We start from the raw sequence: 15,220 nt of genomic DNA on the forward strand, positions 1-15,220 counted from the left end.
CGGGTAGCAATACCCGGGGCCTTTTCTTATTCGGCAGGAGGCTTACCTTTCACCTGCTTCTTCGCCGGCTGAAACGCCTGACCGTTGGCGCACACGATGAAGTTGCCGCGCCGATCCGAGTGATAAGCGTACTTCTCGTCGTTGGCTTTCAGGACCACTCGATAACCCGGCACCAGCGACTGCGTGTACATCATCCCGGGCTCGGGGCAGCCCATCGCGCCATCCGACCACTCTTGCTCGGTCGCGCTCACCACAGTAATGGCCTCGTGCTTCACCAGCGCGCGACGCGCCAGGTCGTCCTGAAATATCGCCAGCAACTGCGGCGGCACCTCACCGGTAGTTTCGGCAGCAGCCTCGGGAGCGCGTTGTGGCGCAGTCGGCTTGGCCTCTTTTTCCACGATCGCCCTCCTGCTTTCCACCGAAGCCGGCTCAGCTCGCGAGCCACCACTGCAGGCCGCACTCAACGTCGACAGCGCCAACAGCAACAGCACGGAGCCGGGCGCTCGAGAATTCAGTACGATCATGGCTGTCTCCCGAACAAAGTTCTGTCTGAATCGCACCGTGAATTATCGTCATGTGTTCCACGCCGGCAACTTCGCCGATGTCCACAAGCACATTGTGCTGCTGGCCCTGCTCGAACGACTCAAGCGCAAGCCCAAGCCGTTGTTCTATCTCGATACTCACGCCGGCCGAGGCTGGTACGACCTGTTGTCCCACGATGCATTACGCGGCAAGGAATGGCAGGACGGCGTGGGCCGCGCGTTACGCATCACTCGCAGCTCTCCAGATCTTCGGCGCTATCTGGACGCGGTTAGTTCCCCGGAAGAGATCACAGCCATCTCGACTCAGCGCTATCCGGGCTCGCCAGTCCTGGCGGCCCGCGAGCTGCGGACCGGCGATCGCATCGTGCTGGTCGAGAAACAAATCGCCGAAGCGCAGGCGCTGGAGCAGGCAACGCGCGGCCGCCGAGGTGTGTCGGTAGTCTGCGGCGATGGTTATGCCGCACTGAAGACGTATCTACCGCCGCGTGAGAATCGCGGCCTGGTGCTGATCGATCCGCCGTACGAATCGGATAACGAGTTCACTCAAGTCGAAAAGGCCCTGCTGCTGGGTCTGAGCCGCTGGCCCAACGGCATATTCGCGCTGTGGTATCCCATCAAGGTGGGCCGGGAAACCCAGCGATTGCAGCTGTCGCTACAGAATTCCGGGCTCAGAAAATTATTGTTGCTGGAACTGAGCGTACGACCGGCGGATTCGCCGCTCGGCCTGAACGGCTCCGGCCTGATCATCGCCAATCCCCCCTGGCAGTTCGACGAAGAGATCGCGCCGGCATTGCGCGAAGCTCATGCCGCCTTGGCCGAGGATGGCGCTGGCGGCGTGAACATCAGCTGGCTAGTACCGGAGTGAGTTAAGCCGCCGGCTTCTTGCCCAGCGCTTTGCACTGCTTATGGCGGAAGCAACTGGTGAGGTGATCATTCACCATGCCGGTCGCCTGCATGTGCGCGTAGATGATGGTGCTGCCGACGAAGCGGAAGCCGCGCTTTTTCAGATCCTTGCTGAGCGCGTCCGACTCGGGGCTGGTGGCCTGCACCTTGCCATGCTCGGCAATGTTGTTCTGGATGGGCTTGCCGCCGACGAAGCTCCACAGGTGTTTGGCGAAGTCGCCCTGAAACGCCAGGAACGCCTTGGCATTGCCGATGGTGGACTCGATCTTGAGCCGGTTGCGCACGATGCCCGGATCCTTCATCAGCCGCGTCACGTCCCGTTTGCCGAACTTGGCAATGCGTTCAGGATCGAAGCCGGCGAATGCGGCCCGGTAGCCTTCGCGCTTGTTGAGGATGGTCGACCATGACAGGCCGGCCTGCGCGCCTTCCAGGATCAGGAATTCGAACTGGGTGGCATCGTCCCAGGCCGGCACACCCCATTCCTGGTCGTGGTATTGCAGATAGAGCTCATTGCCGCCGAGCGGCCAGCGGCAGCGGACGGGTTCACGGTTCGAGGTAGGCATGCGGGCTTATTATGCGTCGGGTGTAAACTAGTTTGGCAGTTACTCCCGCCGGAAGCCGTCATGTTTAATTTGCAGTCAGGAGAATTCCCCAGCACGCGCCTGCGACGCATGCGCTACAGCGACTTTTCGCGCCGACTGATGCGCGAAACCTCGCTGAGTGCCGACAACCTCATCTACCCCATGTTCGTGATCGAGGGCCAATCCAAGCGCCAAACCGTGGACAGCATGCCCGGCATCGAGCGCGTCAGCATCGACGAACTGGTACGCGAAGCAGAATCGTTGGTGGCCCTGGGGATTCCAGCGCTGGCGCTGTTCCCGGTGACCGACCCGTCCGCCAAAAGCCTCGACGGCAAAGAGTCGTGGAATCCCGAAGGGCTGGCGCAACGCGCGGTACGCGCGGTGAAAAAAGCGGTGCCGGAGCTGGGCGTGATTACCGACGTGGCGCTCGATCCGTATACCACGCATGGCCAGGACGGCATCGTCGATGCTAATGGTTACGTGGTCAACGACATCACTGTGGAAGCGCTGGTGAAACAAGCGTTGTCGCATGCCGACGCCGGGGCCGACGTGGTCGCGCCCAGCGACATGATGGATGGCCGCATCGGCGCCATTCGCGAGGCGCTGGAGTTGGGCGGGCACAGCAACACGCGCATCCTCGCCTATGCCGCGAAGTATGCGTCCAACTTCTATAGCCCGTTCCGCGATGCTGTCGGCTCGGCCGGCAATCTCGGCAAGGGCAACAAGCACAACTACCAAATGGATCCGGCCAACTCCGACGAAGCGTTACGCGAAGTGGCGCTCGACCTGCAAGAAGGCGCGGATATGGTAATGATCAAACCCGGCCTGCCCTATCTCGACATCGTGCGGCGGGTGAAAGACACGTTCGGTGCGCCCACGTTCGTCTATCAAGTGAGCGGCGAATACGCGATGCAAATGGCCGCGTTTCGTAACGGCTGGCTGGACGAGCGCGCCGTGGTGTTGGAAACATTGATGTCCATTCGCCGTGCCGGCGCGGACGGGATTCTGACTTACTTCGCCAAGAAGGCAGCGGCGTGGCTCAAAGAAGAGAGATGACGCCATGAATGACTCCGTGATCGATCGCTACGCAGTGGTGGGTTATCCCATCCAGCACAGTTGGTCGCCGTTCATTCACGGCTTGTTCGCCAAACAGACCGGCCAGGCCATGAGCTACACGCGCATGGCGGTGACGCCGGAGAATTTTGAGCGAGACATCGGTGCGTTCTTCGCCACCGGCGGCAAAGGCTTGAACATCACCGTGCCTCACAAGCAGGCAGCGACCATCGTGACCAAGTACCGCACGCCGCGAGCTGAGATCGCACGTGCTGTGAATACGCTGGTGTGGAAAGGCGATGGTTTGCTCGGCGACAACACGGACGGCGCCGGCCTGGTCATCGATCTCACTCGCAATCTCGGCTTCAGCCTCGGCGGCACACGCATCCTGTTGCTCGGCGCCGGCGGCGCAGCTCGCGGTGTGATGGGCCCGTTGTTAGCCGCTGCACCGGAGTGCATCGAGATCGCGAATCGCACCAAGCAGCGTGCGGTTGAATTGGCTGAAGAGTTCGAATTGCTCGGCACCGTGCGTGGCTGCACGTTCGAAGACATCAGCGATGGTGTGTTCGACCTGGTGCTGAATGCCACGTCTGCGAGCTTGCAGGATGACATTCCGCCCATTCCTCGCAGCGCCATCGGCCCAGCAACGCTGTGCTACGACATGGCGTACGGCAAGGGCGATACTGCTTTCACGCGCTGGGCCAAGAGCACTGGCGCCGGTCGAGCAGAAACCGGCTGGGGCATGTTGGTGGAGCAAGCGGCGGAAGCGTTCTTGCTATGGCGAGGCATGAAGCCGGATACCAAGCCGGTGCTGGAAGCCATCAAAGCGCAGTCTTGATGGCTAGCTACGACGCCAGTTACGGACTGGCGTCGCGCCTCAAATACTCATCTTTGACTTTCACATAGTGCGCGGCTGAGTAGGTCAGGAATTCGATTTCCTTCTGCGTCAGATCTCGCGCTCGGCGTGCCGGGCTGCCCACATACAACCCGCCTGTCTGCAAGACCTTGCCCGGCGGCACCAGACTGCCCGCGCCGACCATCACGAAATCTTCAGTCACTACGTTGTCGAGCAGGATCGCGCCCATGCCGATGAGGCACGCATTGCCGATGGTGCATGCGTGCAGAGTTGCGCGATGCCCGACTGTGACATCCGATCCGATGATCAACGCTCGACCACCCGGTGCGAATGGACCGTCATGCGTGACGTGCAGTACGGCGCCATCTTGAACGCTGGTGCGCGCACCGATCTCAATCGAATGCACATCGCCACGGATGACTGCCGTCGGCCACACCGACGAGTCATCGCCAATCGTCACCTTGCCGATGACGACTGCCGAGCCGTCGATGAAAACCCGCGAGCCTAACGTCGGCGCAATGCCCCGATAAGTTTGTATCGTCACGCAGCCAAACCCAATTGTTTCAGCAGCGGCTCGATGATCGGCTTGCGCCCGCGAAAATCCACGAACGCATCCATCGCATCCTTACTGCCGCCCTGTTCCAGGATCGCCGACAAGAACTTACCCGACACCGCCGGATTGAAGATGCCGCCTTCCTCGAACGCACTGAACGCATCGGCCGCGAGCACTTCCGCCCACTTGTAGCTGTAGTAGCCGGCCGCGTAACCGCCCGAGAAAATATGCTGGAAGCTGTGCGGAAACCTGTTGAACTCAGGCGGCTTCACCACTGCCACCTGCGCGCGCACTTCCGCCAGCGTCTGCAGGATCTTGCTCGAACCGCCCGCCGCGAACTCACTGTGAATGCGCAGATCGAACAGCGCGAACTCAAGTTGCCGTACCGTCTGCATGCCCGCTTGGAACGTGCGCGTTCCGAGCAACCGCTTCAGCTCCGCATCCGGCAGCGGCTCACCTGTGTCCACGTGCGCTGAAATCATCGGCAGCACTTCCGCGCGCCAAGCGAAGTTCTCCATGAACTGACTCGGCAACTCGACCGCATCCCACGCAACGCCGTTGATACCGGCAATGCTCGGATAATCGACTCGGGTCAGCATGTGATGCAGACCGTGACCGAACTCGTGGAACATGGTCACAACGTCGGAATGAGTCAGCAGCGAGGGCTGCGTGCCCACCGGCGGCATGAAGTTACAAACCAAGTAAGCAACCGGCAACGACGTCGCACCACCGCCCAGCTGCTTGCGACCGACACATTCGTCCATCCACGCGCCGCCACGCTTCTTACCGCGAGCGTACAAATCAACGAAGAAGCTGCCGCGACGTGAGCCGTCAGCATTCAGGATGTCGTAGAAGTGCACGTCGGGATGATAAATATCGACGCCGTTGCGCTCGGCGATCCGCACGCCGTACAGTTTCTCGGCCACGGCAAACATGCCAGACAGCACGCGCGGCAATGGGAAATACGGCCGCAACGCCTCTTCGGACAGATCGAAACGTTCGCGCTTGAGCTTCTCGGCGTAGTAAGCAACGTCCCAAGCATTCAGCTCGCGGCCTGCAAACTTGCTGAGCTCATCGAATTCCTGCTGCGCCACCGGGCGGCTCTTGGTCGCGAGCTGCTCCAGAAAACCGCGCACTTCCGGCACCGACGTCGCCATCTTCGTGGCCAGCGAGTACTCGGCGTAGTTCGGATAGCCGACCAGGTTCGCCACTTGATTGCGAACAGCGAGAATCTGATCCATCAGCGCGGTGTTGTCCCAGCGACCGGCATTGCCGTCCTGATCCGACGCGCGCGTGGTCCAGCCATGATAGAAATCACGACGCAGCGGCTCGTGCGCACCGTGCATCAACACTGCTTGATAGTTGGGCGCATCGAGCGTGAACAACCAACCAGTCAGCTGTTTCGCTTCGGCAGCGGCCAGAGCGCGGTCCACGATGGGCGTGGGCAGTCCTTCGATCTGCTTGGCATCGGTGAGATGGCGAGACCAGGCGTTGGTCGCGTCCAGCACGTTCTCGTCGAACTTGGATTGCAGCGTGGCCAGCTGCTCAACCAACGTTTTGTATTCTTGTTTCTTGTCGGGCGGCAACGCCACGCCTGCCAAACGAAAGTCGCGCAGCGCGTTCTCGACCAGCTTGCGCTGACCCGGCGTGAGTTGCGCGCCTTCGGTTCGCAACACAGTTTCGTAGCCCTGGTACAGACGCTCGTTCTGAGCCAGATCGGTGTTCCAAGCGGTGAGCAACGGCAAGCAGGCGTTGTAGGCGGCGCGCAGCTCATCGCTGTTCACCACGCCGTTCATGTGACCCACCGGCGACCAGGTCCGCGACAACCGGTGCTGCATTTCCTCGAGCGGCTCGACCACGGACTTCCAACTCGGCGGAACGGACAGCAAGCGCTCCAGCTCGGCCCGATTGGCGTCCAGCAAGACGCGCACCTTGGCCTCCACTTCGGCAGGCTTGATGGCGGAAAATACCGGCAGATCGCTACTCGCAGCAGTCATAAAGACCCCGGATCCAGATGAGGGGACAGTGGACTGCCAATTCTAAAGAGCTTGGCAAGCCAATGACACCCGCGCCGATTCGTACAGCGGCCGCGGGCTGACTGGGAGTCTGGGGGCGACTAGGAGGATTTCACCCAGTACGCGATGGCAATCGCGATACCTGCGACTACGACGGTCCAGCGCAGGACGGCCGGCGGCATCTTGCCGGCCAGCTTGCCGCCGATTGCACCACCGATCAGCGCGCCGACTGCCATGACCACGGCTGCCGACCAAACCACCTGGTCGGAGAACAGGAAGAACACGGCCGCGGCGATGTTGACGCTGAACGCCAGCACTTGCTTGAGCGCGTTCAGGCGGGTGAGCGAATCGTCCACCGTCAACCCGAGCACGGCCAGCAACAGCACACTCATGCCGGCGCTGAAGAAGCCGCCGTAGATGGCAGCCGCTGCGATGGGCAACGCCGACAGCAGCACGGTGTGGTGCTGGTGCGAAGTATTCGACAAGCGTTTGGTGACGAATTTTTTAACTGGCTCCTGCACCGCTAATAGCAGTGACGCCGCCAGGATCATCCAAGGCACCAACGCAGTGAACGTGCGCTCACCGGTGCGCACTAGAATCATGCCGCCGGCGAGACCGCCGAGCACAGCAATGGGCACCAGCAACAGCAGTTGCGCGCGCTGACCTTTGAGATTGGGCAATTGCGCGAGCGTCGCGCCGAAGTAGCCCGGGCACAACGCGACGGCGTTAGTGATATTGGCCGCGACCGGCGGCACACCGACCGCGACCAGCACTGGAAAGCTGATCAACGTGCCGCCGCCCGCCAATGCATTGATGGCACCGGCTCCGACCGCCGCCAACGCGGCGATCAACAAATCCCAGGAAGTCATCGCTTACCGCTGCCGCCCATATAGAAAAACATCGTGCGGCGACGTTACAAAACGGTCAACGGACCTGAAACGCCATGCCGGCCATGCCACTCGCCCAGGCCGGAATGGCTTCATAGAACAAACATTCGCCGGTCGCACCGGGAATCGTGCCCGCCAGAGTAATCCAGGCGTTCACTTCGAGGCCACCATTACCGGCATCGAGCAGGATCTGATCGTTGCTGAGCTGCGCGAGTTCCGCGCCCTGCCCGGTGCCGAGCTTGTCGATGAACCAGCGATCCCACGCTTCATTGACGCGGCCTTCTTCCGGCACGCCCAGCCAATGCGAAAGGCCACCGCCCGCGAGCAACGCCACTCGTTCATCGGCCTTGCAGTGTTCAGCGATGTACTCACGCAGCAGCTCCCCCAGCCGCCAACTCTCTTGCGGCGTCGGCGCCGGCGTGTACACCGTATTCACGTACAACAGCACGATGGGCAGCTCGCGCTTGGGATCGACGATGCCAAGCGGAATCATCACGCCATGATCCGGCCGCAAGCGTGCCGGCTTGGACAGCTTGAAACCACGATCGCTAGCAAACATCGCGAAGCCGGTCGAGAACGCAGCGTCACCGCGAATCTGCTCTGTCGGCAACCCCATATCGCCATACGGCGTATAAGCATCCGCGGTGCCAATGGCGAACGGCATGGGCTGATCGAGTTTGAAGTTGTTCAAATGATCGCTGGTGACCATCACCAACAACGTCGGCTGAGCTTCACGCAAGCGACGTCCCAGCTCTTTCATGCCGACGAACACACGCTCGGCCTGCTCTTCCAACCCGACAGGAGAGCCCAGCACGTGTGACATGGCGAATGCGCCAACGATCTCGCCCACGCTCAGCGCCTCGCGAAGTAATAGTCGATGGCAAAGAACGGCATGGTCGGCCGGCCCGACCAGATCAGCCACTTGATCACCAGATTGGGATGAATGCCGAGCCGATGCAAATCGTCACGACTGCCGGTTCGCAAGGTCTGGCGCACATCCGCGGGGATGCCGAAACGATCGAACAACGATTCCGGATCGGTGCGAATCAAACCGCGATCCGCTGGTGTCTCGATCAAGTGCTCGATCAGTTCGTGCACACCCTGCGGCGCGGCTGCCACGTCAGTTCACCGGCTGGGTCAGAAACCGTTCGACGGCAGCACAGAAGTCGGCGGTGTGCTCGATCATGGCCCAGTGACCGCAATGGGGCACGATGTAGCCCCAGCTGTTTTCGAACAACTCCAGAAAACGGTGCGCACGCGCCAACGTGGACACGCCGTCTTCCTTGCCGTTCACGATCAACACCGGTTGTTTGATTTGTTGCAAAACATCTTCGGCGTAGTTCAGCGTGCCTTTGCGGGTCTCGGTGTTGACTGCTGCCAACGCAGCTTTCGCGCCCGGCTCCAGAGTCAGGTTGTAGCGATACTGAACCAGCTCTTCGGGCGGCGAATACTTCGGCGAGGTCAACCCCGCAATCACTCGGCGCATGCCGTCGACGGTGAAATCGTAATTCAAGTTGTGCAGTAACTGCGGTGACGGCCTTTCCGGAATCGGTAGACCCGCACTGCCCATCAACACCAGCCGCTCGACACGCTCTGGACGCTGCAACGTCGCGCCAATACATGTGGCGCCACCCATGGAATTGCCGACCAAGAATGCCCTGTCGATGTTGAGCACATCGAGCAACGTCACTAACTGACGATTCCGTCCCGGCTGATCGTATGTGTAGACCTCAGGCGCAGGCTTATCGCTACGCCCGAACCCGACCATGTCTGGCGCGATGACCCGAAATTTCTTGGCGAAGATCGGAATGCACTCTCGCCAGTTGCCGTAAGCATCGGCACCCGCGCCACCGCCGTGCATGAGCACCAACGTCGGACCACTACCGGCTTCCAGGTAGTGGGTGCGAATGCCGTTGGTGTCGACGAAGTGCGAGGCGAATTCGGTCGTGCTGCTCATGGCTTGGATAATCAGCGCAGGTCTTGAGGAGTCTGAATACCGCGATTGGCCCGGCTCGCCAACCGTCGCCATTCCAGAATGGTCGAATCGGGCTCGCACAACATTTCATCCACCCAACCGAAGTCGTCGGCATAGAACGGCTCGGTCACCTCGCGCGCCCAAATGTCGTCGGCGTTGAACCCGTCCAAGCCGTGCGGCTTGTAGATGGATTCGAAATCGTTGGCGAACTGAATCCTATCCTCGTCGGTTTGCACCTGAGTGCCGATGGTCTGCACATACAGATGCGTCTTGCCATCCAGCGGCACATACCACTCGAACTGCGTCAGACCCGGCAGCGGAAACGATTCGACTTTCAACACACCCGGCAGCCAGATCGAAGTCCCAACCGACGCCGACGTGCCTTGCACTTGTTCCGAGCGTGGACCACGCACGACCACGCGACCGTCGATCACGCCATCCCAAACGGGCTTGTGCTGAGCGAAGTCGTCGATCACACCTTTGGGACCAGCCGCATCTTCCACCACTTGCACGGCACCCGGCAGCGGCGTGTGGCCGATGGGGAAGTTGAACGTGCGGTAATGACGCAGCGTCGTGTCCTTGTGAATGAAGATGTGCAAGGCGTCGAAGCCGTTCTCGGCACCGAGACGCCAATTCGAGTTCACCACGCGATGCTTGCCTAGAATCATCACGTCGTCATCGAGGAAGCCCGGCGGCACGTCCTGACTCAGCGGCGGCACCGGATCCAGATCGCCGATGAACACAAAGATCAGCCCTTTGGCTTCCTGCACCGGGAAACTCATGATCTTGCGACGACCGATCAAGCGGCTGTCGGGCACGGCCAGAATGTTCACCAGTTCGCCGGTTTGGAAACGATAGGTGTAGCCGTGATACCAGCAGGTGATGGTGTCCTTGGTGTAACAATCCGGCTTGCGTGACAACGGCACGCCACGATGCAAACAACGATCGCGGATCGCGTACACCTTGCCGTCGATGCGCTTCAGCAGCAGCTTTTCGCCGAGCGCCGTCACGGTGATCAGCTGGCCTTCGACCAGCTCATTGGAGAAGCGCACCGGATACCAGTGATTGCGAAAGCCCAGCTTGGCTTCCACATAGGCGCGCCAATCGCCCACTGCCGCGGCGACTTCGGGACGGACGCCTTCCGGGGTTTGCGCGTCATCACTCATGATCTACTGCATCCTCGAAACAAAAACTCGATTTGTTGATCGTCAAGCGAAGTGCGCACTCACCGTGCCGATGCCGGCGATGGTCGCGTGGACGACGTCGCCTTCTTTCACCGATGTCATCGGGCCGAGCGCGCCAGTCATCACCAGCTCGCCTTCTTTGAGCGGCCGACCCAATTCGCGCGAACGTCTCGCCAGCCACACCGCTGCATTAAGCGGGCCGCCGAGACAATCACGACCGTAACCGCTCGACACCGACTTGCCGTTGAGTGTCATAGTCATCGCGCAATTCACTAGGTCCAGTCCTTCGAGGCGCTGCGCAGGCCCGCCGAGCACCAGCACGCCCGACGAAGCGTTGTCGGCGATGGTGTCGACGATGTCGATGTTCCAACCGGCGATACGACTGCCGACGACTTCGAGCGCTGGCAACACACAACCAACCGAGGCGATGACATCTGCCACTGTTGCGTGCGCCATATCCAAGTCACGCGACAAGATCAGTGCAATCTCGGCTTCGACACGTGGCTGCTGAAGTCGCGACACCGGGATGGTCTCGCCCGTGCCGTACACCATGTCCGCAAATAGTTGGCCGAAATCCGGCTCGGCCACGCCGAGCTGCTTCTGCACCGCCGGCGAGGTCAGCCCAATCTTGCGACCCACGGGCCGGCGGCCGCTCTCGATCCAATGCGAAATCTGAGCCTGCTGAACGGCATAGGCCGTCCGGGTGTCGCCCGCGTCGAAACGAGTGCGGATTGGAGGCAGCGGCGCGCCGCCATACGCATCCAACAAAGCTCGCGCGGTTTCGCCGACTCTCGAATCCATTGCCCACCCCTCTCGCTGGAGCCACGTTATATGATTGTATGATAATCATGCAATATGGCGTTGAACGGATAGGCGGTTACCTTAATGCAGCGGGCGCGGTTGATTTTTCAGGACGGGGCCGAGCTGACCGTTGCGGTTGCGCCCGGCCAGACGCTGCTGGAAGGCGCGCTCGCCGCCGATGCACCGGTGCGTTATGACTGCTGTTCCGGCAGTTGCGGCAGCTGTGTCGTCCAATGCCTGGCCGGGGAATCCGTGGTCGATGTGACCGGGAAAATGCCCGTGAATGCTGACGAGCTGGCCGAGGGGTTGCGGCCCGCGTGCCTTACGCGGATCAAGACCGACGCCACCTTCGAGCTGCCCTACTCGCTGCATGACGCGCCATCTTTGCCGTCGAAACATTCGGCGCAGATCGTCGAGTTGCGTCGGGGCGCGCCGTCGGTTGCCTTACTCAAGTTGCAGCTGGATCGCGCCGAGGATTTTGTTTTTCAGCCTGGTCAGTATGTCCGCCTCGCCGCGCCTGGCGTCGGTGAAGCGCGGGCCTACTCGATTGCCAGCACCGCCACCGATCTGCCGCTGCTCGAGCTCATGATTCGGCTGGTGCCGAATGGAACGATGTCGCGCTGGCTGCAGGAGACTGCGAAGGTCGGCGATCGCGTGAAATTGCAGGCGCCGCTGGGATCTTTCGGGCTCGACGATCGCGCGACTCGTCATGTGTTTGTCGCTGGCGGGACGGGACTCGCGCCGGTGTTGTCGATGGTCCGCTCACTGCGCGGTCGCGGTCAGCCGGCACTGCTATGTTTCGGCTGCACGCGTCGACAGGAATTGTTTTACGAACAAGAGCTGGCCGCGCTCGCCGCGTCCATGCCCGAACTCGAAGTGCGCATCGCCGTCATGGAAGGCGCAGACATCGATTTACACAGTGGCACCGCGGTCTCGTTACTTCGACGCGAAGACTTCGATGCCGCCACCGTTTGCTACCTCTGCGGCCCGCCACTCATGGTCGACGCCGCCCGCAAAGCCTTGAGCGCACACGGCGTCGCCACCAAGGCCATCCGCGCCGAACGCTTTCAGCCTGGCGGCTGACCTCGCGCTCGCCGCTCAATCAGTTCGCGCCTCGGGCAATTCCCGGTTGACCGCGCGAACTTTGTATGACAATACTACAGAAACTGGATTCTGGACCCCGTGCAGTGAGCTGCGAACGAGCCGCCATGACCTTTGCCGATCGACGCCTGTTGTGTGCGGCGGATGACGTTGCGCCCGGCGCCATGCTGCGCGTTCAGCCCGAGGGACTGGACCCGATCCTGGTGTGCAATGTCGACGGCAAGCTCTATGCGGTCGATGACGAATGCACGCACGCCATCGCGTCGCTGTCCGAAGGGCGACTGCAAGGAAACATCGTGTTCTGTCCCATGCACGGCGGCAGCTTCGATGTTTGCTCCGGCAAGGCCAAGAGCCTGCCGTGTAAGCAGTCGCTGCGCACCTGGCCGATCGAAGTGAGTGACGGCAAGGTTTATTTGGTCAGATGACCTTTGGAATGTTTCTTAGCGGCCGACTGCGTACGCCTGCATCAGCCTTGGCGTAGCCGCCGCTCGCAATATTCCATCCGTTCCGCGCGACGCTGCTGTGAGTCTTCCGGCCGACCAAGCCGGCGCGACCTTCACGTCATGACCTCGGCGTCTCAGCTCAGCGATCACCTTCTCTCCGTAGCTCTCTTCGATCACAGCCGCGCCTAACATCGCCTCGCGCGGATAGAACGACGCCGGAAAGTGCACGCTATGAAACAGCGGCGCATCGATGGCCTGCTGCAAATCCAAGCCATGATGAAGATGTCTGAGCAGGAAAATCAGTTGCCACTGATCCTGTTGATCGCCACCCGGCGTACCACAAATCATCGACGTACCATCGTCACGCGTCGCCAGCGTCGGCGTAAGCGTCGTACGCGGCCGTTTACCGGGCGCGAGGCTGCCCGGCAGCCCAGGCTCCAACCAGAACATCTGCGCTCTGGTATTGAGCGCGAATCCCAGCTCAGGAATGGTCGGTGACGATTGCGGCCAACCCCCTGAAGGCGTCGCCGACACCAGGTTGCCGAAACGATCGATCACATCGAAGTGCACTGTGTCGCCGGGCTTCAAGGTCGGCTTCAAATGCATCATGGTCGGCTCACCAACCCCGAGCCCGCCGCTCTCGCCGGTGGCAATGCGCACCATGCTCAAGCTCTTCGCGACCTGCGCCTCGAAGCCAGGCAACACCCCGGGCCGCAGTTCGTGCGAGGCACTATCGCCGATTAACTTGCGACGCTCAGCCGCATAGCTCTCGCTCAGCAATGCCTCGACGGGAACCGGCATGAAGTTCGGATCGCCGTAATAAGCTTCGCGATCCGCGAACGCTAGCTTCAGCGCCTCAAGCACGATGTGAACAAACTCGGGCTCGGACGCCGGCAACGTCGAGAAGTCATAACCAGCGAGCAGCGACAACGCTTGCAGCAGCACCGGCCCTTGGCCCCAAGGCCCGGTCTTACAGAACATCCAATCGCGATAACGAAACGTCTGCGGCGCTTCGTAACTGGCCTGCCACTTCGCCATGTCATCGCCGGTCAGCAGACCTTTGTGGCGCTGACCGCTCGCATCCATCAATTCTTGCGTACGACAGAAGCGATCGATGGCTTCAGCAACAAACCCACTCGACCAAGCCGCACGGGCGCGCTCGATCTGTTGTTCGCGACTGCCCTCGCCCGTCGCGCTGAGAATTTTTCGCCAGGTCGCAGCTAGGGCCGGATTACGGAATAACTGATTCGGCGCCGGCACTTCATTGTTGGGCAACCAAACCGGCGCCGACATCGGCCACTCTTTTCGAAACGCCTCCGCGACATCGCCAATCGCTCGCGACGCTCCAGGCAACAGCGGATGGCCAGCCTCCGCGTAATGAATCGCAGGCTCCAATACATCCGCCAGCCGCATGCTGCCGTGATCGCGCAGGAGCGTCATCCACGCATCGAACGATCCCGGCACGGTGGCCGCAAGCAACCCCGAGCCCGGCACCATGTCGAGGTTCATCGAACGCATCCGCTCAATGGTTGCAGCCGCCGGCGTGACACCTTGACCACAAAGCACGGTGGGCGCGTTATCGCGCGCTGATTTGAAAACGATCGGCACTTCGCCAGCTGGCCCGCACAAATGCGGCTCGACGACTTGTAGCGTGAAGCCGATGGCGACCGCAGCGTCAAACGCGTTACCGCCACGCTCGAGCATGGCCATGCCGACGCCCGACGCGATCCAGTGCGTCGATGCAACGACGCCGAAAGTGCCGCGAATCTCCGGCCGCGTAGTGAACATCAGGTGCGCGTCAGATGCGCGTCACGATTCTCGAACAACTTCTGATCGACGAAACCCGCCGTCTCAGGCCGGCCACGACCCAACATGACCTGTAAATACACCGGCTCGTTGGTTTCATTCACATAGCCATGAATCACGCCCGGCGGACAGGAAATCATTTCCCACTGCTGCAGCTCTTTGCTCAACCGCCGGCCCTCTTCATCTTCGATGAACACCACGCACCGGCCTTGCAGGACAAAGAATATTTCCTCGACCTCATGCGTATGCGGCGCGTTGCCCTGCCCCGGCGGCACCAACATGATGGACAGCGTGAAATTACCCGCCGGCACGATCTTGGCGTCATCGTGCTTACCCGACGCACCCGCGCCGACGAAGCGATGTTGCGCGCGACGATAGCCGTCGATATTCGCATCGGAAAACGCGTTCCAATCCGGCGTCCGGTCGGCGAAGCGTGCGACGTAACGATCCATGATTTGCTCGAGCGAAACCCCGACCAACTCAGGCGGGCGAGGATGGCGGGCAATGGACATGGGCTTTC

17 protein-coding genes are annotated in these 15,220 nt (G+C 61.1%); 5 read left to right on the forward strand and 12 right to left on the reverse strand.

Going from position 1 to position 15,220, the window contains the following annotated elements:
• Positions 1-26: 26 nt before the first annotated feature.
• Complete coding sequence (locus JNL55_RS23375) at positions 27-524, reverse strand: hypothetical protein (protein WP_293859756.1); 498 nt, start codon at positions 522-524, stop codon at positions 27-29.
• A gap of 37 nt (positions 525-561) precedes the next feature.
• On the opposite strand from JNL55_RS23375, the gene JNL55_RS23380 reads away from it, so the two are divergent.
• Positions 562-1,407: a 23S rRNA (adenine(2030)-N(6))-methyltransferase RlmJ gene (locus JNL55_RS23380; protein WP_293859758.1), complete on the forward strand. Its 846-nt coding sequence runs from the start codon at positions 562-564 to the stop codon at positions 1,405-1,407.
• Position 1,408: 1 nt separating this feature from the next.
• Here JNL55_RS23380 and JNL55_RS23385 read toward each other — a convergent pair whose 3' ends face one another.
• Positions 1,409-2,008 carry a DNA-3-methyladenine glycosylase I gene (locus JNL55_RS23385; protein WP_293859761.1) on the reverse strand — a complete coding sequence of 200 codons (600 nt, stop codon included), beginning with the start codon at positions 2,006-2,008 and terminating at the stop codon, positions 1,409-1,411.
• Positions 2,009-2,068: 60 nt separating this feature from the next.
• On the opposite strand from JNL55_RS23385, the gene hemB reads away from it, so the two are divergent.
• Both hemB and aroE read left to right on the forward strand, forming a co-directional pair.
• Positions 2,069-3,082 (forward strand): porphobilinogen synthase, encoded by a 1,014-nt coding sequence (gene hemB / locus JNL55_RS23390; protein ID WP_293859764.1) that lies wholly within the window; start codon positions 2,069-2,071, stop codon positions 3,080-3,082.
• A 4-nt stretch (positions 3,083-3,086) separates the two neighbouring features.
• Positions 3,087-3,917 (forward strand): shikimate dehydrogenase, encoded by an 831-nt coding sequence (gene aroE / locus JNL55_RS23395; protein WP_293859767.1) that lies wholly within the window; start codon positions 3,087-3,089, stop codon positions 3,915-3,917.
• Positions 3,918-3,936: 19 nt separating this feature from the next.
• On the opposite strand, the gene JNL55_RS23400 is transcribed toward aroE, so the two are convergent.
• From JNL55_RS23400 to JNL55_RS23435, 8 genes are all read right to left on the reverse strand, one after another.
• On the reverse strand, positions 3,937-4,479 hold the full coding sequence (locus tag JNL55_RS23400) for a gamma carbonic anhydrase family protein (protein WP_293859769.1): 543 nt from the start codon (positions 4,477-4,479) through the stop codon (positions 3,937-3,939).
• Positions 4,476-6,485, reverse strand: a complete 2,010-nt coding sequence (locus JNL55_RS23405; RefSeq protein ID WP_293859772.1) for a M3 family metallopeptidase — start codon at positions 6,483-6,485, stop codon at positions 4,476-4,478. The genes JNL55_RS23400 and JNL55_RS23405 overlap by 4 nt, the downstream gene beginning before the upstream one ends.
• A 119-nt stretch (positions 6,486-6,604) precedes the next feature.
• Complete coding sequence (locus tag JNL55_RS23410) at positions 6,605-7,372, reverse strand: sulfite exporter TauE/SafE family protein (protein WP_293859775.1); 768 nt, start codon at positions 7,370-7,372, stop codon at positions 6,605-6,607.
• Between the two features lie 55 nt (positions 7,373-7,427).
• On the reverse strand, positions 7,428-8,240 hold the full coding sequence (locus JNL55_RS23415; protein ID WP_293859778.1) for a hypothetical protein: 813 nt from the start codon (positions 8,238-8,240) through the stop codon (positions 7,428-7,430).
• Positions 8,241-8,242: 2 nt separating this feature from the next.
• Positions 8,243-8,509, reverse strand: coding sequence for a hypothetical protein (locus tag JNL55_RS23420; protein WP_293859780.1), 267 nt, complete (start codon positions 8,507-8,509; stop codon positions 8,243-8,245).
• A 1-nt stretch (position 8,510) separates the two neighbouring features.
• Complete coding sequence (locus JNL55_RS23425) at positions 8,511-9,347, reverse strand: alpha/beta fold hydrolase (RefSeq protein ID WP_293859782.1); 837 nt, start codon at positions 9,345-9,347, stop codon at positions 8,511-8,513.
• An 11-nt stretch (positions 9,348-9,358) separates the two neighbouring features.
• Complete coding sequence (locus tag JNL55_RS23430) at positions 9,359-10,531, reverse strand: Rieske 2Fe-2S domain-containing protein (RefSeq protein WP_293859784.1); 1,173 nt, start codon at positions 10,529-10,531, stop codon at positions 9,359-9,361.
• 42 nt (positions 10,532-10,573) lie between these two features.
• On the reverse strand, positions 10,574-11,350 hold the full coding sequence (locus tag JNL55_RS23435) for a 2-keto-4-pentenoate hydratase (RefSeq protein ID WP_293859787.1): 777 nt from the start codon (positions 11,348-11,350) through the stop codon (positions 10,574-10,576).
• An 84-nt stretch (positions 11,351-11,434) separates the two neighbouring features.
• Between JNL55_RS23435 and JNL55_RS23440 the strand changes: the two genes are divergently transcribed.
• Both JNL55_RS23440 and JNL55_RS23445 read left to right on the forward strand, forming a co-directional pair.
• A complete protein-coding gene (locus JNL55_RS23440; protein ID WP_293859790.1) occupies positions 11,435-12,433 on the forward strand; it encodes a 2Fe-2S iron-sulfur cluster binding domain-containing protein in 999 nt (332 codons plus the stop codon).
• Between the two features lie 125 nt (positions 12,434-12,558).
• Positions 12,559-12,876, forward strand: coding sequence for a non-heme iron oxygenase ferredoxin subunit (locus JNL55_RS23445; protein WP_293859793.1), 318 nt, complete (start codon positions 12,559-12,561; stop codon positions 12,874-12,876).
• A 15-nt stretch (positions 12,877-12,891) separates the two neighbouring features.
• Here the strand turns inward: JNL55_RS23445 and JNL55_RS23450 are convergent, their stop codons facing one another.
• Both JNL55_RS23450 and JNL55_RS23455 read right to left on the reverse strand, forming a co-directional pair.
• Positions 12,892-14,682: a gamma-glutamyltransferase family protein gene (locus tag JNL55_RS23450; protein WP_293859796.1), complete on the reverse strand. Its 1,791-nt coding sequence runs from the start codon at positions 14,680-14,682 to the stop codon at positions 12,892-12,894.
• A complete protein-coding gene (locus JNL55_RS23455; RefSeq protein ID WP_293859799.1) occupies positions 14,682-15,212 on the reverse strand; it encodes a cupin domain-containing protein in 531 nt (176 codons plus the stop codon). Before JNL55_RS23455 ends, JNL55_RS23450 begins: the two co-directional genes overlap by 1 nt.
• Positions 15,213-15,220 lie beyond the last annotated feature (8 nt).

It is taken from the genome of Steroidobacter sp. (assembly GCF_016790065.1).
GTDB lineage: Bacteria > Pseudomonadota > Gammaproteobacteria > Steroidobacterales > Steroidobacteraceae > Steroidobacter.